This window comes from Primorskyibacter aestuariivivens (genome assembly GCF_028023675.1).
Classification (GTDB): Bacteria; Pseudomonadota; Alphaproteobacteria; order Rhodobacterales; family Rhodobacteraceae; genus Marinovum; species Marinovum aestuariivivens.
Map to the genome: position 1 here is coordinate 11,242 of NZ_JAQIOZ010000025.1, position 24,352 is coordinate 35,593.

Sequence of the window (24,352 nt, forward strand, 5' to 3'; positions counted from 1 at the left end):
GCTTTTTGTCCTTTGGAACTCAGACCCTGATCCAAAGGAAACCCCCATGTCCAAGCCCAAACCGGCAAATCCGGCTCTCTCAATCTCCAACGCTAACCTCGCCTCTGCCCTCGCGCAGATCGGCGCGGAGGTCGACAACCAGCCCCTGCGCAGTTCAGCGCTCGCGCGCATCATGCGCGAAACGTTTCATGGCAGCGATGCCGGCGGTGCCTGGGATTGGCGCATGGCATATGACCTGATGCAGGCCGCGGCTGTTCAGGTGCTGCTGCGTGGGGACGGCGCGGCAGGTGACATCGCCGCTGCAAGGCTGCTTGCCTCGCGGCTCCTGACGGAAACCCGCCGGTCAGAGCAGCAGATCCGGCTGCAGCAGTTTTCCACGCCGCTGCCATTTGCGGCGCTGGTCTTGCGGGCGGCGGCGATCCGCAAGGGCGAGACCGTGCTGGAGCCCTCGGCTGGCACCGGTGCCCTGGCTGCTTTCGCCGCCCGGGCCGGTGCCACGCTTTTGCTCAATGAAATCGACCCCTTTCGCCAGCGCCTCCTGCGGGCTCTCTTCGGCGGCGAGGTGACGGGCCATGACGGCGAGCATATCGACGATCTGCTGCAGACGCCGGTCCTGCCCGACGTGGTGGTGATGAACCCGCCCTTCGCCTCCTCGGTCGATCGCTCCCGAGACAAGCATATCGCCGCCAAACATCTCGTCGCGGCTGCCAAGCGTCTCGCGCCCGGTGGGCGGCTGGTGGCGATCATGCCGCCGGGATTCGCGCCCGAACGCGATGCCGCGCATTGGTCACGCGCCTGCGGTCTCCTGACGCCGCGCTTGGCGTTGACGATGCCGGGGCAGGTCTACCGCAAGCTCGGCACATCTGTCGAAACCCAGCTGATGGTCTTCGACAAGGTGCAGGAGGACGGCGAAATGATCCGCGTCCCTGTGCGGGATCTGGATGAAGCCTTGGCATATGTTGATGCTGTGGCCTCAACCCGGACCGAGATGCGCCCCGTACAACAGGCAGCGGCGATCCCTAACGGGCGGCCGACCGTTCCATCCTCTGCTCCGCGCAAGACCGCCGCTGCGCCTGTCGCCGCCTCCAAACCCCGGGCCAATGCCGCCCGCCCGCTAACTTTCACGTGCCTTGATATCCCGCGCGACAACACGCCGGTCTCGGATATCTATGCGCGCTACCGTCCGCAGCGGATCGAGATCGCGGGTGCGCAGGAACATCCCACGCCGCTGGTCGAAAGCATCGCCATGGCTTCCGTCGCGCCGCCCGTGCCTTCGGGTGACGGTGGTGCGGAATTGCGCCTGCCCGCAAGGCTGATAGAGGAGGGACATCTCTCCGAGGCGCAGCTCGAGACCATCATCATGGCGCATGATGCCCATGGGCGTGATCTGCCCGGTCGGTTTACCATCGATGACGACCAGACCAAGCTGACGCGCGCCGATGATGACCCGGATGCACGGGCCTATCGCCTTGGCTATTTCCTCGGCGACGGCACCGGTTGCGGCAAGGGCCGCGAATGCGCGGGGCTCATTCTCGTGAACTGGCTTTCCGGGCGCAGAAAGGCGATCTGGGTCTCCAAATCCGCCACGCTTATCGAGGACGCGATCCGCGACTGGACTGATCTCGGCGGCTCGCCTGCTGATATCCAGCCGCTTTCCAAATGGAAACCCGACCAGCCCGTCCCGATGGGCGACGGGATCCTCTTCGTGACCTACGCCACGCTGCGGTCCGCGGGCAAATGCGGCACCATGCGGCTCAGCCAGATCCTCGACTGGATGGGCGAAGACTTTGAGGGCGTGCTGGCTTTTGATGAAGCCCATGCCATGCAGAACGCGGCCGGGTCCGAGCAGGGCAGGGGGGTCAAACCCTCCCAGCAGGGCCTCGCCGGGCTGCGGTTGCAACTTGCCGCGCCCCGCGTCCGCGTCTTCTACATATCGGCCACGGGGGCGACGAGCGTGCACAACCTCGCCTATGCCGCGCGGCTGGGGCTCTGGGGTCAGGGTCCCGAATACCCCTTCCCGAGCCGCGAGAGTTTCGTCTCGGCGATGGAAGCCGGCGGCGTGGCTGCCATGGAGGTGGTCGCACGCGATCTCAAGGCGCTCGGGCTTTACACAGCCCGTGCCCTCAGCTTCGATGGGGTGGAGTATGACGTGCTCGAACACGCGCTGACCCCGGCTCAGATCGAGATCTACGACGCCTATGCGGGAGCATTTCGGACGATCCACCACAATCTCGAAGCGGCGTTGACCGCGACTGGCGTCAACGATGCCTCGGGCGAGACCAATGCCTCGGTCGCACGCGCCTCGGCTAAGTCCCGCTTCGAGGGCACGAAACAACGGTTCTTCAATCATCTCCTAATGGGCATGAAGGCCCCGAGCATCGTCCGTGCCATCGAGGAAGATCTGTCGGCAGGCAAGGCTTGCGTCATCCAGGTGGTCTCGACGGGTGAGAGCCTGTTGAAGCGGCGACTTGAGACCATGGATCCGGAGGATGAACTCGTTGAGGGTGCCCTGACGCCTCGCGACTACGTGCTGGGTTATCTTGAGCAGGCCTTCCCGATCCATGCGCAAAAGCTGGTCGAGATCGACGGCAACATGGTTGCGGAACCCTTGCGCGACGAGACCGGCGCGCTGGTCGTCTCGCGCGAGGCGCTCGCCCTGCGCGATGCGGCAATGATGGAACTGATGACGCTGGCGCCGATCCCCTCGGCGCTCGATCAGATCCTCTGGGCCTTCGGCGACGAGGCCGTGGCGGAAGTCACGGGCCGATCGATCCGGCCACTGAAGGCGGCGGATGGTCATCTTTTCATCGAGAAGCGCGCCGCCAGCAGCAATTCCTCCGAGACCCAAGCCTTCATGGACGGCGAGAAGGATGTCCTGATCTTCTCCGATGCGGGCGGCACGGGCCGGTCCTATCATGCAGCTCAGACCGCGAAGAACCAGAAGCGGCGACGGCACTACCTGCTTGAGCCCGGCTGGCGCGCGGATGCCGCCATCCAGGGGCTGGGCCGCACGCATCGCTCGGCCCAGGTCAGCGCGCCCTTCTTCCGGGTCTGCACCTCGGATGTGCATGGCGAGAAGCGTTTTACTTCGACGATCAGCAAACGGCTCGACCAGCTGGGGGCGCTCACCAAGGGCCAGCGAGAAACCGGCTCGCAAGGCATGTTCCGCGAGGAGGACAATCTCGAAAGCCCGATCGCGCGGGCGGCGCTGCGCGGCTACTACGCCGATCTTGCCGCCGGACGCGCCGCCGCGATGAGCTACGAGAGCTTCACCGACTGGACAGCCCTGCGGCTGATCGACAAGGACGGGGTGCTGCTCGAAGAGCTTCCCCCGATCCAACGGTTCCTCAACCGGGTGCTGGCGCTGCCGATCCACATGCAGAACGCGCTCTTTACAGAGTTCATGAGGCGGATCGCCGATCAGACCGAACGGGCGCGGGCGGCGGGTACGCTCGATCTCGGCGTCGAAACCCTGCGCGGCGAAAAGATCGAACAGGTCGGGGCGGAGGACCTCTGGACCTGCCCGAAATCCGGCGCGGTGACGCGGATCATCGGGCTCGAGGTGACGGACCCGGTGCATGTGCTGTCCGCGGATGAAGCGCTCTCGCGCGATCCGGACAAACAGCCGATGGTCAACCGCGCGTCTGGCCGCGCGGCGCTCGTCTCGGCGCGGCCCATGCAGATGTATGACGAGGATATCGTCACACTGATGCGCAAGGCGGTGCGGCCCAACGGGTCCAGTTATCTCGAGGAGACCCGGTTTGAAGCCTCCGCCTGGGAAAAGATCGGGAAGTCCGAATTCATCCGGCTCTGGGATGATGAAGCAGCTGCTCTGCCAAAAACCACCACGACCAAGCTCTACCTGCTGACCGGGCTGCTCTTGCCGATCTGGAAGGACATCCCGACCACCAATGAGCGCATCTACCGGGTCACGCCCGACGGGGCGGCCGCGATGATCGGGCGCACGCTGAGCGAGGAAGGGGCGGCAGCGCTGCGCGCACGCTTCCTCGTCTCCAACCCACAAACCCCAGAAGAAATGCTGACCGCCGCCCTGGGCACCACTGCCCAGGTCGATTTGGGCCACGGCCTGACCCTGACCCGCCGCCGGGTCGCAGGCGAGATGCGCCTTGAGTTGGGCGGTGCGGATCGGGGCATGATCGACGGCCTCAAGGCGCTCGGCTGCTTCACCGAGATCATCGCCTTCCAGCTTCGGGTGTTCCTGCCGCATGGGGACAGGATCGACACGGGCAGAATTCTGGCCCGGATCGTGGGGCAGGCACCAGATGCCGCTTCAGTGGCAGCAGAATAGGCAAGGGGGGGGAAAGATCATGACACTCGATGAAATCAAGGCCGCCGTCGATGCCGGCCAGACCGTACATTGGGCCAACACCGGCTACCGCGTGCACAAGGACAGATTCGGCCAGTACCTGATCACGTTTGAGCCGAACGGCAGCACCATCGGGCTGACCGACCGCAGCGGGCAGCGGTTGAACGGGGATGAGGCAGAGTTCTTCATCGCGGGACCGGAGGAGGGCGACGAGAATACCCAGGACAGCCATTTGAGACCAGACGGGCAGGGGAGGGGCGTCGTACACGGCGGGGAGGTGGCACAATCTCTCAGGCACCAGCGCTGAACTGAAGGTTGGGAAGAAAGGAAAGCGAGCTTTCTGGTTTGTGATCCCAGGAGGGGTCGAAAAAGCAATCCCGGATGCGCTGGCAAGGACGTCAGGCACCGGCCAATCCAAAAGGAACCATCCCATGTTCGCAGGAACCCTCACCCGCAATGTCGAGACCGCAGCCGCTCAATACTCTGGCGTGATCCATTCGACGCGTTTCGATATCGCCATCCAGCTTGAAAAACGCCCGAAGATGTCCGCGCGCAGCCCGGATTACGACGTGACCGCGGTCAACAAGTCGGGCCGCAAGGTGCGCATCGGTACGGCCTGGAACGAGACCGGCAATACCAGTGGCAACCCCTACATCTCGATGCAGATCGACGTGGGTCTCGGCCCGTTCCGTGTCAATGCGGTGCAGACCCAGGAGGCGCGTGCGGCGCAGAGCGGCGAATTCGAGATCATCCCGCTTGTCTCGAACGGCCTCATGAAATCCGGCTCAATCTCGGGCGAGTTGACCGCGATGGACGCCGACAACGCCTTCGCGGGTTACATCGCCAACATGATGTTCGACCTCGATTTCATGCTGATCGAGAACGACTACAAGTCCGAGGACACCCATCCCGATTACCGGGTCGAGGTCAGCTCGCCCCGCGGCAAGCCGATCCGCGTCGGGTCTGCCTGGATGGCCAAGAGCAGCCGCACGGGCAATGACTACCTGTCGCTGCTGATCAACACGCCCGATGGCGATCTGCGGGTCAACGCCGTGCAGAACGAAGAACAGCGCGGCGGCAAGACCTTCTCGATCATCCCGTTCATCGACGGTGGTGAGCAGCCGCAGGATGGAGGCGCGGGGCTGTCGCTGGTCGCCTGATCATATCACGAGGCTTGAACATTCGAGTAGCAAGGGGAGCCGTGGGATCACGGTTTCCCTTTTTCCATGTCCGTTTGCGTGAAGGAGCCCACCCGCTTGCAATCTGGTGCGATTGCTATACAATAATATATTAACGTAGTATCGGGAGCGGGCGCGTGGCGGCGAGATCAGGGACGGTTCCATGGTTTGACAACTTTGATGTCGCGGCCGAGGTTGAGATCCTCACCGCCCATATCGAGCGCTGGACCGAATTCGCGCTACCCGCCCGAAAGCGCGATGTTATCATGTCTTTTGCCAAGTCGAAGCTCGAGACGACAAGGCTGGCATACAGAGAGGCCAAGGCGGCGGGCAAGCCGGTGTCCACATCGCGGCGTGCTTATCTGACCGACCTGCAGGACACGATCTTCATGGCGATACCGGAAGAGAACCTCGCGCTGATGCCGCTGAGCGAGCAGGTCCTGAACGATCCGTCATTTTACGCGGACGCCATGCACCGTGCCGCTGCGATCAGTGAGGATGAGCTCTTCATGGCGCTGTCCTCATCGCTGAAGGACATGACGGTCCAAGACGCCCGAGCGTTCGTCTCGAAGCTGTGGCACAGCACGATCGATGACAATGCCCGCAAATACGCCGAAGCCCTGAAGCGTCCCGAGCGTGAAATCATGCCGCTGCGGCCGGGGAACACCTCAGCCGACGTTCGTTCGTAATCACGCGATTACGGAAAAAGTCAAAGGCATGGGTCAACACCTTATGACCGATATAGATTAACCATGATATCGTTTGACCAGAACGGTGTTCCTACCGAAGAGATGATGTTGCGCTCATCCAGCCACCTAACAAGTTCGCTGTTTTCATTCGTTCTCTTGAGAGTAGGACGAGCATATCCGGTTTGGATTTTCGAATATGGGTAGGAAAGCTTTCCCAAGACCTCACGAACTTCATTCGTATCGAGTGTTTCATGGAGGAGATTGAGCAACTGGACCTGAGTGCCGATTGGCTTGGTATTCACGACAACTGCCTTGACGATCTCAGGTGTGAGTGCAGGCAGCGCGCCATTTGCCCGTAAAAGGATTGGCCCGACAATGCCAGCGCGCTCTGGAAGGCTGGGAAGACCGCTCAAGTCCATTAAACCAATGAGCGCCCGCTTTTCATCGTCCGAGATATCGGTAGCAAGCAATCTCTCGCGGAAGCTATCGTCAATCGAATACGAGCTGGGGTCGCGAAGATAGGAGGCGATGTTCTGAGCGACGAATGCCGTTTGAAGATCAGCCTCGCCGTCAAGCGTGGCCAGATTCTCGGCGTTAAAGGTGACGCGTCGCTCTTCGATGAGTATTCGGCGTTTGCCGGCGCTTACTGCATTGGGAAATGCCTTGAATTCCTTTGGAAGCGCCCGGATATAATCACGATAGACGCTATCGGCGAGACCTTCTGCATCGATGAGGAACTGACGAAGAGGGAGTGCTTCTTTTGGTTCTGGAACTGGAGTTTTCAGGAGAGCGGTACGGACCTCATCATCGCCAAGGAAGGCGATGAGAGCGTCACCCCCGAAATTTTCAGACTGGATAAAGGCGAGACAGTTGGACCAAGTAGGAGCGATCTGTGTCCCACGGAACACCAGGGGCTGATAGCGCTCGGGTATTTCTTCCAGTGTGGGCAGAAGCTTGGTTTGTCGTAGGACGAACGCTTCGACATCGTTGGCATCGAGCTCATCGTGTAACATCACGGCCAATATCGCTTCGATATCCTCCTCATCGTCCTCGTTCATCTCCAACAGCACATTCGTGAAGTACGCTGAAAGATCGCTTTCCACCCGGTTGAGGAGCGGTTCGGCTCCGGAGTTTCGAACCCTCGAGTAATGTCGCTTACGCAAGTCTGGGCCAGTTTCTTCTCCGAGGATAGAGCCGAAGATGTAGTCAAAGTTAGCAGCGTTCAGGCGGTAATGACCGAACTCGTACAGTTTGCGCGCAACGTTCGGATATTCATCGATGGCAGCAAGATCCTTCGTTTCGATCCGCAACTCTTCAAGCTTGCTCGGGTCCATCCCCTCTAACAGGTCGAGAAGGTCCCGGAGATTGTTGGCGGCGAACGCTCGCAGCTCGGGGTGCTCCTCGCGTTCCCGGGCCAGCGTGGCTGGCGAAAGATGTTCGATGAGGCGGGAAATATGCAAAATTGCGGAGGAATCCTCAATTGCCGCGGGTACGAAACCGCGCCAAGCGTCAATGAACTGCCTCATGAACTCGCCAATGTGCAATCCCGTCGTATAGTAGGCCTCGAAGAACTCCTGCTGATTTGGAAACTCATTTGAAAGATATGCAAAAACCTTTTCTAGTAGGTTCTTATGCTCCCCGCTCTCCAAGAGCGCGTCGACGAGTCGGACGTTCAGCGCATAATCAAGGCCAAAATCGTCCTCCCTCATTCCAGCGATAACTTCATTCGGGTTGTCGATCGGAAACAGGGGCTCAGGTGTATGGAAAGCCCTTATCTGAATCAGGAACTTGTTGTCGTTCGGTGAAAGCCGTCCAGTGTGGAACAAGGAGGTATACTGGTAGTAGCTATCATCGAGATGGCCCTCCAGGAGCAGGAACCGAGCCAGTTCGCCGCCCTCGCCGATATTTTCGAAAAGGTTCTCGATTTCTAACGCGCTTGAGCGCAGCAAGGCGTTAAACTTGCTCGTTCGAATAGTCTTGATCTCGCTTTTCAGAACGGAGATTCGCCGATGCGCAGCCTTCTTTTGTGCGTCTGCTTTCTGTTCGATGCTTCGCACCCGTTCGGCATAGCTTTCATTGGGGTCGACTTTCTCTTCTAAGCTAGAATTATTGTGCTGAGAGCGATAATTATTGATCTGACGGCAGTGCAAGTTCGGAGTTGTAATAATTTGTTCGAAATCTGCATGCTCGGACAAACTATTAGGCGCAATGCTCTCTTGTGGGGTTCTGCCTACGCCACTGGTATTTGCCGGTAGTGTTTCGAGGAGCGCCATCGCATAAATGCGGTTGAGCTCGCGCCGATCCTTCGGAATTTGCTGTTCAGCCGCCGCGATGTCGCGTTCGAGGTTGGCAATCTCGGATCGTTAGCCCCGTTCAAGAGTGGCGATGATCTCGTCTTTACGCCCCAAAATTCCGGCGAGATGCCCTTCGCCGCGGTGGAGCTGTTCGAAATCCCTAGGATAGACATTCTTATAAATCAGCACTGCAAGAAGCTTCGTGGCATCGAGCACGTTCTCGCCATCGGTTTCCAAGTTTGCGACGTAAATCGCATACTCATTGAAAATGTTATGGATCAGCCGGAGGTCGCTGAGGTAGCGAGACACCTCCCGCAGGAATTGCTGATCTAGCCTTCCGTCCAGTTCGAGTCGCTCACCCTGCGCGAGCACCATGTCAATTGAGTTCGAGCTGTTAATAATCGGAATGACGGGGATGATGAATTCGAAGAACTTGGTCCGGTCAGTGTTGACAAACATGTCGTCGCGCAGTGCGTAGAGGAATCTGACTTGGCGTTTCACGCCTACATTGCTGTTCACGAGACTGTTGATCTCGCGAAGCGTGACGAAAATGTCGGAATCCTCGAAGCGATCGAGATCTTCCACGATTACGAGATCGTAGCGCGTAGATTGGAAGAAGTAGACGATTTCATCCAGGTGACGATTGAGGATTGAGTCTTGGTCTTCCGAAGACGGCCGCATCTCGATGTCCTTCAGCGAAATGCTCTTAAGGGACACACCGAAGCTGGCGACGTAAAAGTGATGTATCACAGACCAAAGAAAGATTAGCGCAAAAACGGCTAAGGAGATATTGAACCAGTTCGTGAGATCGAAGGGTTCGAAATACGACCCTTCAAAGATATCTGCGCGATTGTAGAACGCATGCCAAAGAGCGAGTAGTCCGGAAAGAATGTAGAAGGATCGGAAGATCGACCAGAATCCCGGTGATTGGATACGTTTAAAGCGCGAGAGGGGCAGTTTGTTTGAATCTGCGCCATATAGAAGTTGTTGGAGGATACTTCGCTCAATTTCCTGTTTGGTCACTGTGCGTCGCTCATCACCTGCTTCCGGTAAGAAGGCGGCGAGAGAGATATGCAGGGCTTTTCGGGGATAGGATTTCAGGAAAGTTCGGATGATGCTGCTCTTGCCGGAGCCGTAGGGCCCGGTGAGCGCGATGTTTGACACGTCCGGACTGTCGGTCGCGAACTTCAATGCAGCCGAATATACCCCTCCTTGGTCAGCCTCGTCGGTTGGGGCGAGGTCAACGAATTTTGCTGGCCCTACGGGGGCAGCGGTTCTCAAGCGCAATGCTTCCGCAATTTTGACGAGCTTGCCGAATATCCAATGGCTGATTTTAGTAAGGTTGGATTTCATAACGGGTTGTCTACCATGTTCCAAGCTTTGTCCCATCCGCGCTTAGAATGTAGACGACCACGCGCTCTCGGGGCCAAATGTTTGCTGTGATGCCGAATTCTGACTTGTCGCAGACAGCCTTCTCTTGTGGTTCGAAATAGCCTTTTGCCACAACCGAAGCAAACGCCCAGTTTCCAACAACTGTATTGGAGGTTTCGCAAGCCTTGGGTTGATTGCAGTCATTGGCCTCCGCGATGCCCGAGGCAGTTTTTAGCGCGAAGCGGTTGTCGACAACTCGCGCAGTGAATGTGTACGATCCGCCCGTTGTGCCGGATTCTGACGCGCATCAGCTCGTTGTGGCTGGTAGGGTGATTGCCTAAACTTCTAATGTGATTGGAGCCTTGCGGCCTCCCCAGCTCGGCTTCGCGTGTCGCAGGGGAGAACGGCCCTTCGGTCCGTCGCGCATTCGGCCATGCGGCCTCACCGCGGCGTCGCACCCGGCATCCCGGTTTGCCCGCCTCGCGAGCACGTTCCTCCCCGGCCGCTCCGCCGGATTGCGCTCTGGTCTGTTTTGGCCCGAGGCCAAAACGATCCCGCCACTTCATCCGTCTCCCGCGTCCGGTCGGGCCGTTTGCCTGCTCGTGTCGGGCAAACCTACCGTCAAAACACACACACATGAGTGCGGAAGCATATCCTCCGGATGGCCCCCAAATCAGCCCGCGTCAAGGATCGCAAAACTTTTCGGCGAGGGCGGAGCCGGTGGCTTGGGGCGGTCCCGTGCGTGAGCGCGCGCATGTGTCCGGTGCCGCGCTCGGAAAACTTTTGCGCCCGGCAAGCCGGCGGCTGCGCCGTCCCTGACCCGGGCAGATTCGGAAACCAGGCATTCGGCCATGCCCCCACACTCACGTGGTGGCCTTGGAACCGAACACTGGAGACCAGACATGGCTTACGACACTGCGAACACCTACGAGACCATCGAGCTTTTCGGACTGACCGAGAAGGACGCACAGCTGCCGATCCCCGAGGATCACATCCTGACCGACCACATTATCCGCGACAGCTTCGAGGCTTTGCTCGGGCAGCTGCGCGGCACCGGGCTTGAAGCAGAGATCGAACCGCTGGCCCATGGGCTCGCCACGATCCTGCAGCGGCGCAAGGTGGCGCTTGGCAAGGAGGTTGACCGCACCGCCGACAAGATCGGCGCGCTGGCAAAATCTCACGACGGATCGGAGATCGCCGAGACCGCGCTCGAAGAAGCGCAGGCGCGCTTTCTGCAGCTGCGCGAGATTGTCAGCGCCATTGAGGTGATGAGCGAGGCAGCGGCGGAATGCTACGAGATCGAGACGGGCCACGCCTTCATCCCGGCAGCCGGGTCGCGCGCGAGCGTCCGGGCGCAGGAGACCGGGGCGGTCTTCGAGGCGCGGCAGCTCCTGGAGCAGCATGACCGGGAGACTGCCGAGAAGTCGAAAGTCGAGGGGGTGCCCCTGATCGTCTCAGGCGCCACCGACTGGACCGATGTCGATGTGATCTTCAACACGCTGGACAAGGTTCGCGAACGGATCAAGCAGAACCGCAATCAGGAGATCTTCCTCTGCCACAAGGGTGGCAAGCACGGGGCGGAGATGATTGCGGCTCGGTGGGCCCGGGCACGCGGGATAGCGCAGGCGCGCTTCGATCCGCGCTGGTCCGCGCACGGGCGGGCGGCACCGTTCAAGTGCAACGATGAGATGCTGGACGACAAGTTCGCGGCGACGGGGGTTGTACTCTTCGGCGGCAACGGGGTCGCGCTGAACCTCGGGCAGAAAGCGGAAGCGAAAGGCCTGACGGTCATGCGGGTTGCGGACCCGGTGAAGAAGGCGTCGCAGGAGTGAAGAGAGGGGGTCGCGCTTGGCGCGGCCCTTTCGTCATGTCTCATGGCGCGTGCGGTCGGTTACGCAAGATCGACAGGCTGCGGCGGCCGGCACTGTCATCGCTCTACCCGGTCCGTCAGTGTTCGGTCCATCCGCATTGGCGCGGGCTGGGGATGGTGCGCACCTCACATGGATCGCCAGCAGCGTAAGACGCGAGGGGTCGAGACGTCGGACTTGAGGCTGAAGACCAGCACAACGCTTGGGTGGCGTTTCGGAACATCACACCCACGCCGGCGGGCTCCGTCCGCACCCCGGCCAGGCTCGGCGGGACGCGGACGCGGATGGTGGCGGCTGCGTGATGGCAAGGGTCATCCGGATCACTCCTTTTTGCTCATAGATGTGGATCGCACGGGGTCGGCCCAATCGTGCCCTCAGCTTCCGCTTCGGCAAGCACAAATACGGCTTCCACGGCGGGCCGCGGACCCTCCGCATTTGCGCTTGCGGCTGGGCCTCTTGCCCCCGTGCTGGGTGATCCCCATCGCAACAAGGAGTATCCCAAATGACCAACCACTACGTCGCCACCGTCCCCGTCAAGTTCACCGACACCGATGGTCAGGAGCGCACCCGCTTCCAACGCGTGGGCGCCATGTTCCGCAACACCCGCAACGGGGATGGCTCGGAGTTCTTCAGCCTCAAGCTCGACTTTCCCGTCGCGGTCTCGGAGCTGGTGATGTTCCCGCCGAGCGCGAAGGATCCCCAGGACTGAATCCTCTGACGAGGATGGGCCGCCCCAGGACGATCCGGGGGCGGCCCGATCCCTGTTCCAGGGATGCCGGTCCCTGCGCGTTCAACGGACGCACTCCACCCGGAATGATCAGGCCGCGACAGACCGGCCAGTCAGCCTCAAGGGGGCCATCCACAAAAACCTATCGGCCAGGGCCTCCCGGTTTTTGCGGCAGAGATTTGGGGACCCAAATCTGGCCCTCCTTGACCCTGCCTGTCCGCCCTGTCGGTGGGGTTTGCGCCCGCCCGCGGTTCCGTCCGAACACATGCGTGTTCGGCCAGACCCTCGGGCGGGGCTGGGGAAGGGGGACTCCGAAGTTGGAGGCTGCGCTGGTGGTGAGGGGGCAGGCCCGCGTCCCTGCGGGCCGCGGGGGAAGCGGACACCAAGGCTGCCTGAGACCTGATGCGACGTAAGTATATAATTGACATCTAGGTATATTATCGTAAGGTAGGGGCAGCCTTGGTGGAAGGTGGCAGGAAATAGGGGGTCTTTCTTCCGCATGTCCCGATCAAAACGCCTGACAGAGATCGAGAAGATGCAGATCGTCCGCGAGGCCGCGGAGGGTGTGTCGACGTCTGAGCTGGCCGAGCGTTTCAAGGTCACATCGCGCGCCGTGCGCTACGTCTTGAAAGCCGATGCCGAGCGCCAGACCGATACCGCTATTCCGGTCTCAGCGGTCAGTGTGAAAGTCACGGCTGCAGAGCTCGCGGCGCTCGACGAGGTGCTCGCTGAGGCCGAGATTGAGAGCCGTGCCGAGGGGCTCAGGCGGCTCATTCAGGCGGCAGGCGGGGTGTTCGTTCCGGACGCGCAGATGGCAGCAGAGATGGCGCGCTATCGCGCCTCGCTGCACGAGGTCGGTAATGGGGTCGCGCAGATCGCCAAGCAGATGGCGCAGGCCAACCGGCAGGGGCAGGGGGCTGGCCCGGAGTTTACCGAATTGCGCCTTGCGCAGATGCGCGGGCTGGCGCGGTTCATCCTGGATTCCGCTGACGAGATCGATCTGCTGCTGCGCCGCCGTCGAGACGCGATGCAGCTGCAGGCCACGGCCGCGCTGAGGGAGTTTGCCCATGCGGCTGAATGATGCTGTCGACGCTGTTACCGGGGAGGTGTTCCGGGATGGCTGGAGCCGGATCCGGGGCTCGATGCAGGGGCTGCACGTGGCCAAGCAGAAGCAACTCGTGCGTGCTGCAGCAGGGCACCGGCCGGCGGTCTTCAAGGCGATCCGGGGCGGGGGTACGCATACCAAATCGCAGCTCTCAAACCAGCTCGATTACCTTACCACGAAGTCGACCCATATCGTCGACTCGAGCGGGTTTCTGGATGGCAAGGCGAAACTTGAGGCGGGCGACATCAAGGATCTGACCGAACGCTTTGCCAAGCGGTGGGATGCAGGCTTCAAGCCCAAGCTGGGCCAGACGACCCATATGCTCATGTCCTTCCCCATCGGCACGCGCGGGGAGGATGTGCGCGACATCGCGACGGATGTGGCCGAGCGGTTCTTCCAGACCGACGCGGGGCATTTCGACTACATCATCGCGGTACATGAGGACTGGGATCACCCGCATGCGCATCTGGTGCTGAACCGCCGCTCGCAGGAAGGCGAGTTCTTCTTTCTGGGGCGCAACCATCGCTTCAACTATGACGATTTCCGCCTCGCCATGGTCGAGGAGGCCGAGAAGTATGGTGTGCGCCTCGAGGCCACGCGCCGGGTGGATCGCGGGGTTGTGCATTACCCAGCCGCTACCCGCGAGGTCTATGCGGCGAAAGAAGAGGGTCGCGCGCCCCGCGAGCGGGAACGTGTTGGGCAGGACCTGACGCGTACGCTGGCGGAGATCGCCAACACCAGAACCGTCTATCATTCGCTTGCCGTGGAGGCCTCCCGGGAGACCTCCGAGGTCCGCGGGGCCCGCGAAGACATTGCCGCGGCACTCTTCCGCGCGGGCGAGGTGCTGGCGCATGGCGGGCAGGTGGACCGAACAGGAGATGTGTATATGGCCGAGGATCAAAGTTTCGAGGATCTGAGAAGCCTCTATGCGGAGAAGCTCGCGCGGGTGCAGGGCATGATCGCCGAGAAGTCTGACGCGGAACGTCCCGTGCTGGAAAAACGCCTCATCGAGATCCAGACGCAGGTCCAGCACATGCAGCCTCTCGGTTTGCGATCATCTACGCTGTCGGAGACCCCCTCGGAGGGCGGGATCTATTCCGAAGCCAATATCGACGCCAGCCAGCGCGAGCGTCTGGCAGAGCCCGATCTGAGATCGCGCATTGACGCGGCACTACACGGCACCGGGATCAGCACATCGGAAGTGGTGGCCCGGATCGAGACGGGCGCCTCAAATGCAGCGCTCGAGCATCAATGGATCGCCAATGATCTAACCAAGGTCGCCGAGGCGCGGGATCTGAACCTCGAGCGCCGCGCCGATCTGGAACAGGCGCGCGACATTCTCAACGATGTGCATGTCGAACTTGGCACGCTTTTGGAACGGGAGAACGTGCTGCGCCGGGATGGTGTCATGGAAGCGGAACCGGTCAGCGAGCGGTTCCATTATCACCGGGACGCGGTCCAGGCAATGGAAGGGACAATCCGTCAGGAGATGCGCGCAGACGGCCTGACCGCGCAGCAGATCGAGGACCGGGACCCTGAGGTTGTCTCGCGGGCAGAGCGCCGGATCGAGACCGAGCAGCGCGCGTATCTCGTGGCACACCCGGAGCTGCTCGCACGTCCCGGCGACGTGATCGACCGGTCTGAGCCCTACAGGGAGACCATCACCGATGCGGCCCGCGCCAGCGAGATCACCCGCGAGGTCGACCGCATCATGGAGGGACGCGACCTCCGCATGCCGGTTGCAGATGCTGTCACGGATGACTTGCGCGCGCGCTATCCGGACATGCCGTCCCACCTCGCCCGCGGGCTTGGCGCGACCTATGCGGCCGTCGTCGAGATCCGCGACACGGAGGCCATCAACCAGGTCCGCCGCGAAACCGAGATGCGCGACGGGCTCGGGTCTGGCACGCGCGACGCATTCCTCGCAGCCCGCGGTGAAACTGCGCCGCAGTCTGACCGTGCCGACCGCCTTGCAGACGAGATTGCGCGTGTCCTGGACCATGAGCGGGCTGGGGAGTTGTCCGCACCCTTCGAGACCGAGGCGGAGCGGGACGCCTTCCGCGACGGGATCGCGCGGGTGCTGGATGACCGCCAATTGGGCCGTCTCACATCCGGCGATGCCGATGCGCTTGAGAAGGTTCTCGAGGACCGCCTCGACCGGCTCTATGTCGCCAAGGTCTACCTGCAATCGGATGCCGCGACGGCCAACACGGAGGCCTTGCGTCAGGTGGTCGATGATCTCGCCGACACCGAATATGAAAAACACCGCGCGACAGACGTGGATGGAGAGACCGAGCGGGGTCAGGCCCATTGAGCGCCTCCATGGGAAAAGCGCGGATCGCCACAGGGGTCTTTCTGGTAACGCTGGTGACCGGGGCCATGGGCTATACCATCGCCTCGGCGGTGCTGACCTACCAGGATCTCGGGTTCGGGGCCGAGATCGACTTTGCCTATATCGCGCAGAACTACATGGCGATCCTCGATCGCCGCCCGGAGGACGCGCAACTTATTCACCTGATCATCGGCAGCTTCGCCGCCGCTGGCCTGATGCTGAGCCTCGCCCTCTCGGGGTCCGCCCTGACACGGTTTGGCCAGACCCATTGGCAGACCGCGCGCGAGATGAAGGCCAATGGCTTCTTCGGGGCGCCGGGCACCGGGTTCATCCTCGGCAAGCTGGGGCCGCCGGGCTCCCGCGCCAACTACATCTGCTCCAAGGTCTTCCCCCATGCGCTGATCGTGGCCCCCACGGGCCGTGGCAAGACCACGGGCTTTGTCATTCCGAACCTGCTGACCTGGCAAGGCTCCGCTGTGACGCTCGATGTGAAGGGCGAGTGTTTCGAGGCCACGGCCCGGCATCGCGCAGCCCAAGGCGACAAGGTCTATCGCTTTGCCCCCACCGATTGGGAGGGCAAGCGCACGCATCGTTACAACCCGCTCCTGCGCATCTATCAACTGAAAGATCCCGCGCGCCAGCAGATGGAATTGCAGCTCCTGGCGACGCTCTTCTTGCAAAGCGACAACGACCGGGTGCAGGGGCTGCTAAAAGGCGGGATCGATCTCTTCGTGGCGGCAGGCCTGCTGGCGTTCCAGCGCAAGCGCCCGACCTTGGGCGAGATCTACCGCATTGCGGCCTCGGGCGGGAACAAGCAGAAGGAGTATTTCGCGCGGGGCCACGAAGTCGACAACCGGGCGGCCAAGCTGATCTTCACGCGGCTCGCTTCGACCAATAACGACACGCTGACCTCCTATGTCTCGCTCCTGATGACCTCGGGGCTCGACCAATGGCAGAACCCTGCCATCGATGAGGCGACGGCGGTGTCGGACTTTGACTTCCGGACGATCCGCAAGAAGCCCTTTTCGGTCTATCTCGTGGTCCAGCCGCTGATGGTGAAGCCGCTCGCGCCGCTGATCCGGCTGTTTTTCTCCGACCTGCTCTCGGCCATGCAGGAAAAGGATCCCGGGCCAGACGAGCCGTGGCCAGTGATGATCATGCTCGACGAGTTCAACCGTCTCGGCAAGATGCCCATCGTGGTCGAGAGCATCGAGACCCTGCGTACCTATCGCGGCCATTTGGCCGTGGTCACCCAAACCATCCCCGCCCTCGATGAAATCTACGGCGAGAACACCCGCCGCGCCCTGCAAGGCAATGCCGGTGTGAAGCTCTATTTGACGCCCTCGGATGAAAAAACCGTCGAAGAGCTGAGCAAGGCGGTGGGCAAGACCACGAAGACCGTCATCACGCGGTCCCAGTCCATCGGCAAGAACCCCTTTGAAGGGCGCAGCCAATCCACGCGGACCGAAGAAAGCTCTCTCCTGCCCGAGGATGAGGCACGCCGCCTACCGCTCGACGAGATTGTCATGGTGATCGATGCGCAAATGCCGGTCCGTGCAAAGCGGATCCAATATTTTGACGATCGGCTGTTCAAGGCAATCCACGCGGCACAGACGGGGGAGTTGCCGTTTCCGAAGCCGGGAGGAGGGGGATCGCAAGGCACGCTGCCGCTGAGTGTGCGCGCCATGCCGATGACGCCGCCTTCGGATGGGCCAGGGGGAACAGAAGCCGATGTGGAGAGGGCAAGCCAAGCTGGCGATGGTCAACCGTCAGGCCAAGCCGACGCCGCTCCAAAGAAGACCGCGCCTGTCGTTCAAGTCGTCATCGTCGAGGAACAGCGCCAGATGGAGATGGATTTTGCGGTGCTGGTGCCTTCTGATGATCTGGCAAAGGAGGTGGGTGACGAGCAGGTGAGGACCGCTGTGGATGGCCTGGGCGCGCTAGAGTCGGCTATGAAAGATGGGCCTTAAGACGTCTAGTGATTTTTTGGAGGGTTGTTTTCTTGAAAAATGGGAATGAGGAATGAAATTTTGGTGCAATGAGAACAGTATGGCAACATTTGCAGTCGCCCGAAATCGTGGTAAGCGGGAAAAGCCATCAGAAAATGGGGTTACTGTGGCTCATTGTCTTTTTTGTTTGAGCGCTAACCGGCGGATGACGGAGTAAAGCTTACACCATGTATTACCTTGATGGCCTCGCCAGCTGGCCAATGCGTCCGGAAGCCAAAGACGTTCTCATTGAGGCGCTGGCTCAACCCGGAAACGCGAACTCCAATCACGTTGCAGGCTGGCAGGCTAACCGCCTCTACGAAAAAGGAAGGAGGGCCGTTGCGACCCTTATCGGTGCTGCGCCAAACGAGATCTTCATTACCTCGGGCGCTACTGAGGCAAACGCGCTCGCGATCATAGGGACTTCGCGCGCCGTTGCAGAACAGTTTCCGCACAGAAACAAAATCATTCTGTCCGCGCTGGAACACGACGCGGTTCGACGTCCTGCGGAAGCACTGCGCGAGTTGGGCTTCGAGGTCCTGATGTGTCCTGTCGGCATAAATGGTTCGATTTGCCTGGAAAGTCTCGAGGCTCTTTTGGGCGAGACCACACTGCTCGTCAGCACAATGCTCGCAAGCAATTTAACGGGTGTAATCCAACCAATTGAAAAGATAAGTGAAATGGCGCATGCCGTCGGCGCGCTCATGCATGTCGATGCTGCTCAGGTCGCGGGCAAGCATCCGATCGACGTATTCGATCTCGGTGCCGATTACCTCAGCCTATCGGCTCATAAATTTGGGGGACCACAGGGTGTCGGTGCGCTTTTTGTGGCCGCCAACGTCCCAAAGCCATCCGAGCTGACATCCGCAAGACCGTTGGAAGAGCATCTGAGAGGAACGCAACCTGCCGCGTTAGTTGCGGCGATGGGCCGTGCAGCCGAGATATCGGCTCAGAATATGGCGCGAGAGTCTGTCCACAGTAGGGGTCTGATATCCCTGTTCGAGGAGCAACTCTCTGGCGACGGCTTGCGTGTGGAACGACTTTTCCCATCAAGTCCGGCGGTTCCCGGAGCTGCCGCATTCATAGTCGACACGCCGGCGAGCTCAGATCTGATCGACAGTCTGAACACCAAAGTATGTCTTTCGAACGCGTCTGCCTGCCATTCCGGTTCATTGCAGCCTTCGCCGGTTCTTTCCGCGCTGCATCTCACTCATGACGAGCAGAAACGCTTCCTGCGTATAGGTGTCGGGTGGTGGCTTTCTGAAGACGATATTGGCTCCGCGACGGCGATCATGGTCAGCGCTGTGGAGAAAGTCCTCCTTGCTACTGGTGAGCTTCACCAGTAGCATAGGCTTATGGCCGATGTATTTGACAATTGGTCCGGCAAACCGCAATTCGCCGGGCACGAAACATTCCCGCTGCGCATCCTTTGGTTGCGCAAAGCATATGACGCGGTTCGCGGCGGCGCCCCGCTGACGGTATTCAAGGACGACGAAGCCATCTCCCGGTTCGGCGTTGGCCGTAACATGGCTGTTTCAATGCGATTTTGGGCGCAAGCGGCGGAAGTTATCCAACTCGACGGCAAGGAATTAAAGCCTGACAATTTGGGTGACCTGCTCTTCGGCGAGAACGGATTTGACCCTTTTCTGGAGCATCCGACCTCTCTGTGGCTCATCCATTGGAAGCTTGCATCGGTGCCGGAGCACACCACAACTTTCTACTATTGTTTCAACGGGTTATTTGGCCACGAGTTTCGATCGACAGATTTGGTGGATGCCATCGAGAAGTTGATCGAGCAAAAGGGATGGCGTGGTGCTCACAAGACTATCCAGAACGACGTCACGGTCTTTCTGCGGAGCTACTGCAGCCGACCGAGCGGGGCGATGGATGACGCCGCGGAACCCTTGCTGGCTGAATTGGCATTGGTCCAAGAGACCGGCTCGAGCGGATGGTACGAATTCTCGATTGGCCCAAAGCCGAACCTTCACGACGCCCTGTTCGCCTACGCATTGGATGCCTACTGGACTCGCGCGCACGACAACCGCGCGACGCTCGCCGCGGAAATGATCTGCCACGACGCCGGCAGTCCCGGCCGGGTGTTTAAGATGGACGAAGATAGCGTCATCGAACGGCTGATGCGGATCGACGAAAGCACTGGTGGTGCTTTCGTCTGGACCGATACGGCAGGCCTGCGACAGGTCCAACGGAATCGGCGTCCTGACTTGGATGCTCTGCTGCAAAGCGCGTTTGGCGAGATTGCGCGCCGCGGAAAGGGCGTATGGCATGGCGCGTGAAACGCTCTCAGACAAAGTCAGACTGAACGGCCGGTTCGTACGAAGCGCGCGGATCGACATGGATCTGACCGGCACGCCGCCCCTTCAAGGTTATGTGCTCCAAGCCAGTACCGAAAAATCGCTCCTCGCGATGGCCGCATCGCTATCGGAGGGAGCACAAAGTGCTTTTACTTGGACCGGACCCTACGGCGGCGGCAAGTCGAGTACCGCACTGCTTTTGGGTAACCTCGTTGCCGGTTCCAAAGAGGGAAAGTCTCTCGCTCGGAAGATCGCCGGTCCGAAGCTGTCAAAGGCAATTGAGAAAGCCTTTGATCCCGGCTTGGGTGGTTGGAGCGTTATTCCGGTTACCGGAAGCCGTGTTAATCTGAGACAAGCCATCGCCGAGAAGATGGCAGAGCGATACGGGTGGACCCGCACAAAAAAGGACCGCGCGACAAAAAGCGATGGCCAACTCGTCCAAGACATATCTGATCACGCAAGTCAGGGACCAATTGTTCTGGTTCTGGATGAATTGGGAAAGTTCCTCGAAGCCGCGGCCGATAAAGACCACGATGCGCACCTCCTGCAGGATCTGGCTGAGATAAGCGCCAGAAGCGAAGGCCGTTTCGTTGTGATCGGAATCTTGCATCAGGCTTTTGAGGCATATGCGGACAAGCTCGCTTCGAGCGCCCGTCTCGAATGGGCGAAGATCCAGGGGCGGTTTCAGGATCTCTCCTTCCTTTCCGCAAGTGATGAAACGGTCAGGCTGCTCGGGCGGGCGATCGATACGGATGATATCCCTGGCACAGCAGAAGCGCAGGCCAAAAGCTTGGCCAAAATCGTCGGTTCAAATCGACCAACGGACGAAGAGGAGCTGACCGAGGCGCTTTCGCAGACCTGGCCTTTGAACCCGATTTGCGCGTTGTTGCTCGGCGGCATCACGCGCCGAAGTTTCGGTCAGAACGAGCGTAGCATCTTCGGATTCTTGGCGTCCGAAGAACCTGGGGGGTTTCGCGAGTTCCTGAAGTCGGAATCGGCAAGCTCAGGGGAAACCTTCGGCCCCGATCGTCTTTGGGACTATCTTCAAACGAACTTTGGTCTTGCTCTTGCGGCTGGGCCGTTGGGGTCGCAAATGACGCTCGCGGCGGAGGCAATCGAGAAAGCGAACGTGCTCGGAGCGGACCTGCACGTGAAGCTGGCGAAATCTGCCGCGCTTATTGAAATCTTCAAGAACGGGACAGGATTGGCTGTCGACCAGGACGCTCTCTTGATCGCCGTTCCGGGGAACAACGTCTCTGATATCACGGGTGCACTCGATGATTTATGCGACTGGGGAGTTTTGCTTCGCCAGAAACGAGTGGGTGGGTATGCACTGTTCTCTGGCAGCGATTTTGACCTCGATGCGGCTTTAGAGAGATTTGGGGGTCGGACCACCTCGTCAGATCTTTCCCAAGTCGCCGCAAAGGCTGGCTTCGACCACATTGTCGCTAAAAGACATTACTTTGATTGCGGCGTGCTGCGGACCTTTGCGTTGCACGTAGAGTGCCTGGGGGAGCAATTCGATCCAAATGAGTTCAAGCGCACCGTAGGTCGCAAGGCGTTGGCCGCGAGTGGTGTCATGGTAATGGCTATCGCGCCCCAAGACGCCCGCTCACCAGACATCGAAGAGAAGATGGATGAGATTGTTCGGATCCTAAGGAAAACGGGAGTCGTGAGTGCATTCTCTTTGGTCGGCGATGGGAAGCGCTTGATTGAAGATGCAGGCGACCTGGCGGCGTTGTCTCAAGTTCAAAAGCAAGTACCGCAGATCGCCGGAGACAGGATCGCGCGGCGGGGAATCCGTGCGCGTGAGGCATTGCTGCGAAATCGCTCGAATGTCGAACTCCAACGCTTGATGCTGTCGAGCCAATGGCAAATCCTTCGGCCAAACGACTCCGAGATGGTGCTCTCTCTGTCCGCCGCGGCATCGCACCTGGCTGACAAAGCCTATCATTCGACGCCAATCATTCACAGCGAGCTGCTGCAAAAGGACAGACCATCCTCGAGTGCTGCGGCCGCTCTTCGAGCCCTTTGCCATGCCATGGTGAAAAGCCCGGATCGGAAGAACCTAGACTTCGAGGGGTTTCCAGCTGCATTCGGTCTCTACCTCACAACTCTGGCCCCAAGCGGCCTGCACCGAAAATCCAAGTCTGGCTACGGTTTTGCTGACCCAGATAAGACCATGACCGGTGCGTCCCTGAAGCCAGCATGGAAAATCTTGCGCTCGAAAAAGGAACAGTCGCTGGCGGAAGTCTATGAGGCTTGGCGGGGAGCGCCCTTTGGCATGAAGGTCGGCGTGATGCCGGTTTTAGCGCTGGCATTCTTGCTCGCAAATCGGCAGATTTATGCTGTCTACCAAGACGGTCGCTTTGTCGCGGATCTCGATGACATCTTTGTCGACAGAATGCTTCAGGATCCGTCGGCCGTCGTTCTGAGGCCCGCTGGACGCTCTGAACACCATCTGGCGTTCCTTTCCCGGATTGCGGAAGGGCTGGATCTGTCTGATGCATCTGCACTTAGCGTTGCAAGTGCAGCCTTCCAGCGTATTGAGGCTTTGAGCGACTTTGCCAAACGCACCAGTCTCCTCTCAGCCGATACGCGCAAGATACGCGATGCAATCCGGCACGCAGACGATCCGGAAACACTGCTCTTCGAAACGCTTCCCGGTCTGAATATCAAAGGTGATCTAGTCGAAAAAACGGTCGCTGCGATTGAAGAGTGTGAGGCGGCCTATGATAGCCTTGCTAAAGATCTGCGACACGCGTTGGCGCAATCCATCGGAGTTCCGAGTGACACCTTTGCCGGAAGCCTCGAGCGCGCAGAGTCCATCAAGGGGTTGAGCTCAGATCTGAAGTTTGAGGCTTTTGCCGCGCGTGTTGGGGAAATTGAAGCCGGGACCGGCAGCCTTGAGGCGGTGGCCGGAACTCTGCAACCGAAGCCCATGCGCGAATGGTCCGACCGCAACCGCGAAGGAGCATTGTCTGAGGTAGCTAGGCTTGGGCGCCGCTTTAGGCAGGCCGAAGCAGTGGCGTTGATGCGCGACCGAAAATCAAACACCGAAGCGATCGCTCTCATTGTGGGCGTCGATCCGAAGCAGCCGCCAATCCTTCAGAGCTTCGAACTCAGCGAAAACGAAAAAGAGACTGCCAGTAAGCTTGCGGACCAGATCATTCGGAATCTTGGCCAAAGTGAACATGGGCACGAAATCGCGCTGGCGGCTCTCGCTCGGGCGGTTGCGGCGCTCACGGACAGTATGGACAAGATTGAAGCATGACCAACGAACGACACATTCTCGGGATATCGGGTGGCCGTGATAGCGCCGCCTTGGCCGTCTATATGCGCCAGAACCACCCCGACATCGACATGGAGTACTTCTTCACCGATACAGGGAAGGAACTACCTGAAGTCTATGACTTTTTAAATAGGCTCGAAGGGTTCCTTGGCAAGCGGATCAATCGGCTGAACCCAGATCGGGATTTTGATTTCTGGCTGGCAGAGTATGGGCATTTCCTACCGTCGGCCAAAACTCGTTGGTGCACACGACAGCTCAAATTGAGGCCATTGAACCTATGGCTGCGTGACGACTTGGAGAAAGGAGTAGTCGTCCATTCCTACGTCGCGATTCGGGCCGATGAGCCAAATCGGTCTGGATACAAATCGCAGCATCCAAACATGTTGGTTCGCTTTCCACTTCGGGATGCCGGCATTGACAAGGCAGGTGTCGTCGACTTGCTGAAAGACACCGACATCGGCGAGCCAGAATACTATCGCTGGCGCTCTAGATCCGGATGCACCTTCTGCTTCTTCCAACAGAAGATTGAATGGGTGCGGTTGATGGAAGAGCATCCCAAGGCATTTGAAGAGGCCCGGGCCTATGAGAAAACGGCTGAGGAACACGGCTCCCCCTTCACCTGGAGCGATGGTGAAAGCCTAGATGACCTCGCCAAACCTGAACGCGTTGCGGCGATTAAGGCGGACTACGAGAAACGCCGAGCCCGCGCCATGCGCGCCATACGGCCCAACCCTCTGTCAGCGCGCTCCGAGCCGTCGATCGACGAGATTTTTGGTGTCTCTGAAGGAAATTCTTGTGTTGTTTGTCACAAATAGTCTCCAGGCTCTTTAGCACATGGATCCACAGCACAGTGCTTTGGCAAAGGGGCG

13 protein-coding genes and 1 pseudogene are annotated in these 24,352 nt (G+C 59.9%); 13 read left to right on the plus strand and 1 reads right to left on the minus strand.

The window, feature by feature from the left end:
• Positions 1 to 46: 46 nt before the first annotated feature.
• From PGB28_RS19650 to PGB28_RS19665, 4 genes are all read left to right on the plus strand, one after another.
• Positions 47 to 4,309: a strawberry notch family protein gene (locus PGB28_RS19650; RefSeq protein WP_271423233.1), complete on the plus strand. Its 4,263-nt coding sequence runs from the start codon at positions 47 to 49 to the stop codon at positions 4,307 to 4,309.
• Between the two features lie 19 nt (positions 4,310 to 4,328).
• Positions 4,329 to 4,634, plus strand: coding sequence for a hypothetical protein (locus tag PGB28_RS19655; RefSeq protein WP_271423234.1), 306 nt, complete (start codon positions 4,329 to 4,331; stop codon positions 4,632 to 4,634).
• 124 nt (positions 4,635 to 4,758) lie between these two features.
• The gene (locus PGB28_RS19660; RefSeq protein WP_188678842.1) at positions 4,759 to 5,487 is read left to right on the plus strand and encodes a DUF736 family protein; all 729 of its coding nucleotides are present in this window, start codon (positions 4,759 to 4,761) and stop codon (positions 5,485 to 5,487) included.
• A 155-nt stretch (positions 5,488 to 5,642) separates the two neighbouring features.
• A complete protein-coding gene (locus tag PGB28_RS19665; RefSeq protein WP_271423235.1) occupies positions 5,643 to 6,194 on the plus strand; it encodes a hypothetical protein in 552 nt (183 codons plus the stop codon).
• 41 nt (positions 6,195 to 6,235) lie between these two features.
• Here PGB28_RS19665 and PGB28_RS21365 read toward each other — a convergent pair.
• Positions 6,236 to 9,841 (minus strand): annotated as a pseudogene (locus PGB28_RS21365) (YobI family P-loop NTPase).
• A 920-nt stretch (positions 9,842 to 10,761) separates the two neighbouring features.
• On the opposite strand from PGB28_RS21365, the gene PGB28_RS19680 reads away from it, so the two are divergent.
• From PGB28_RS19680 to PGB28_RS19720, 9 genes are all read left to right on the plus strand, one after another.
• Complete coding sequence (locus PGB28_RS19680) at positions 10,762 to 11,691, plus strand: DUF2493 domain-containing protein (protein WP_271423238.1); 930 nt, start codon at positions 10,762 to 10,764, stop codon at positions 11,689 to 11,691.
• Positions 11,692 to 12,229: 538 nt separating this feature from the next.
• Entirely contained in the window at positions 12,230 to 12,436 is a 207-nt protein-coding gene (locus PGB28_RS19685; protein WP_007120662.1) for a hypothetical protein, read from the plus strand.
• Between the two features lie 517 nt (positions 12,437 to 12,953).
• On the plus strand, positions 12,954 to 13,535 hold the full coding sequence (locus tag PGB28_RS19690) for a helix-turn-helix domain-containing protein (protein ID WP_271423239.1): 582 nt from the start codon (positions 12,954 to 12,956) through the stop codon (positions 13,533 to 13,535).
• Positions 13,522 to 15,873, plus strand: coding sequence for a relaxase/mobilization nuclease domain-containing protein (locus tag PGB28_RS19695; protein ID WP_271423240.1), 2,352 nt, complete (start codon positions 13,522 to 13,524; stop codon positions 15,871 to 15,873). Before PGB28_RS19690 ends, PGB28_RS19695 begins: the two co-directional genes overlap by 14 nt.
• A gap of 8 nt (positions 15,874 to 15,881) precedes the next feature.
• On the plus strand, positions 15,882 to 17,861 hold the full coding sequence (locus tag PGB28_RS19700; RefSeq protein WP_271423241.1) for a type IV secretory system conjugative DNA transfer family protein: 1,980 nt from the start codon (positions 15,882 to 15,884) through the stop codon (positions 17,859 to 17,861).
• Positions 17,862 to 18,067: 206 nt separating this feature from the next.
• Entirely contained in the window at positions 18,068 to 19,225 is a 1,158-nt protein-coding gene (locus tag PGB28_RS19705) for a cysteine desulfurase family protein (protein WP_271423242.1), read from the plus strand.
• Between the two features lie 9 nt (positions 19,226 to 19,234).
• Positions 19,235 to 20,173, plus strand: coding sequence for a DUF4007 family protein (locus PGB28_RS19710; protein WP_271423243.1), 939 nt, complete (start codon positions 19,235 to 19,237; stop codon positions 20,171 to 20,173).
• 58 nt (positions 20,174 to 20,231) lie between these two features.
• Positions 20,232 to 23,465: a hypothetical protein gene (locus tag PGB28_RS19715; protein WP_271423244.1), complete on the plus strand. Its 3,234-nt coding sequence runs from the start codon at positions 20,232 to 20,234 to the stop codon at positions 23,463 to 23,465.
• Positions 23,462 to 24,298, plus strand: coding sequence for a phosphoadenosine phosphosulfate reductase family protein (locus PGB28_RS19720; protein WP_271423245.1), 837 nt, complete (start codon positions 23,462 to 23,464; stop codon positions 24,296 to 24,298). The genes PGB28_RS19715 and PGB28_RS19720 overlap by 4 nt, the downstream gene beginning before the upstream one ends.
• Positions 24,299 to 24,352: the final 54 nt, after the last annotated feature.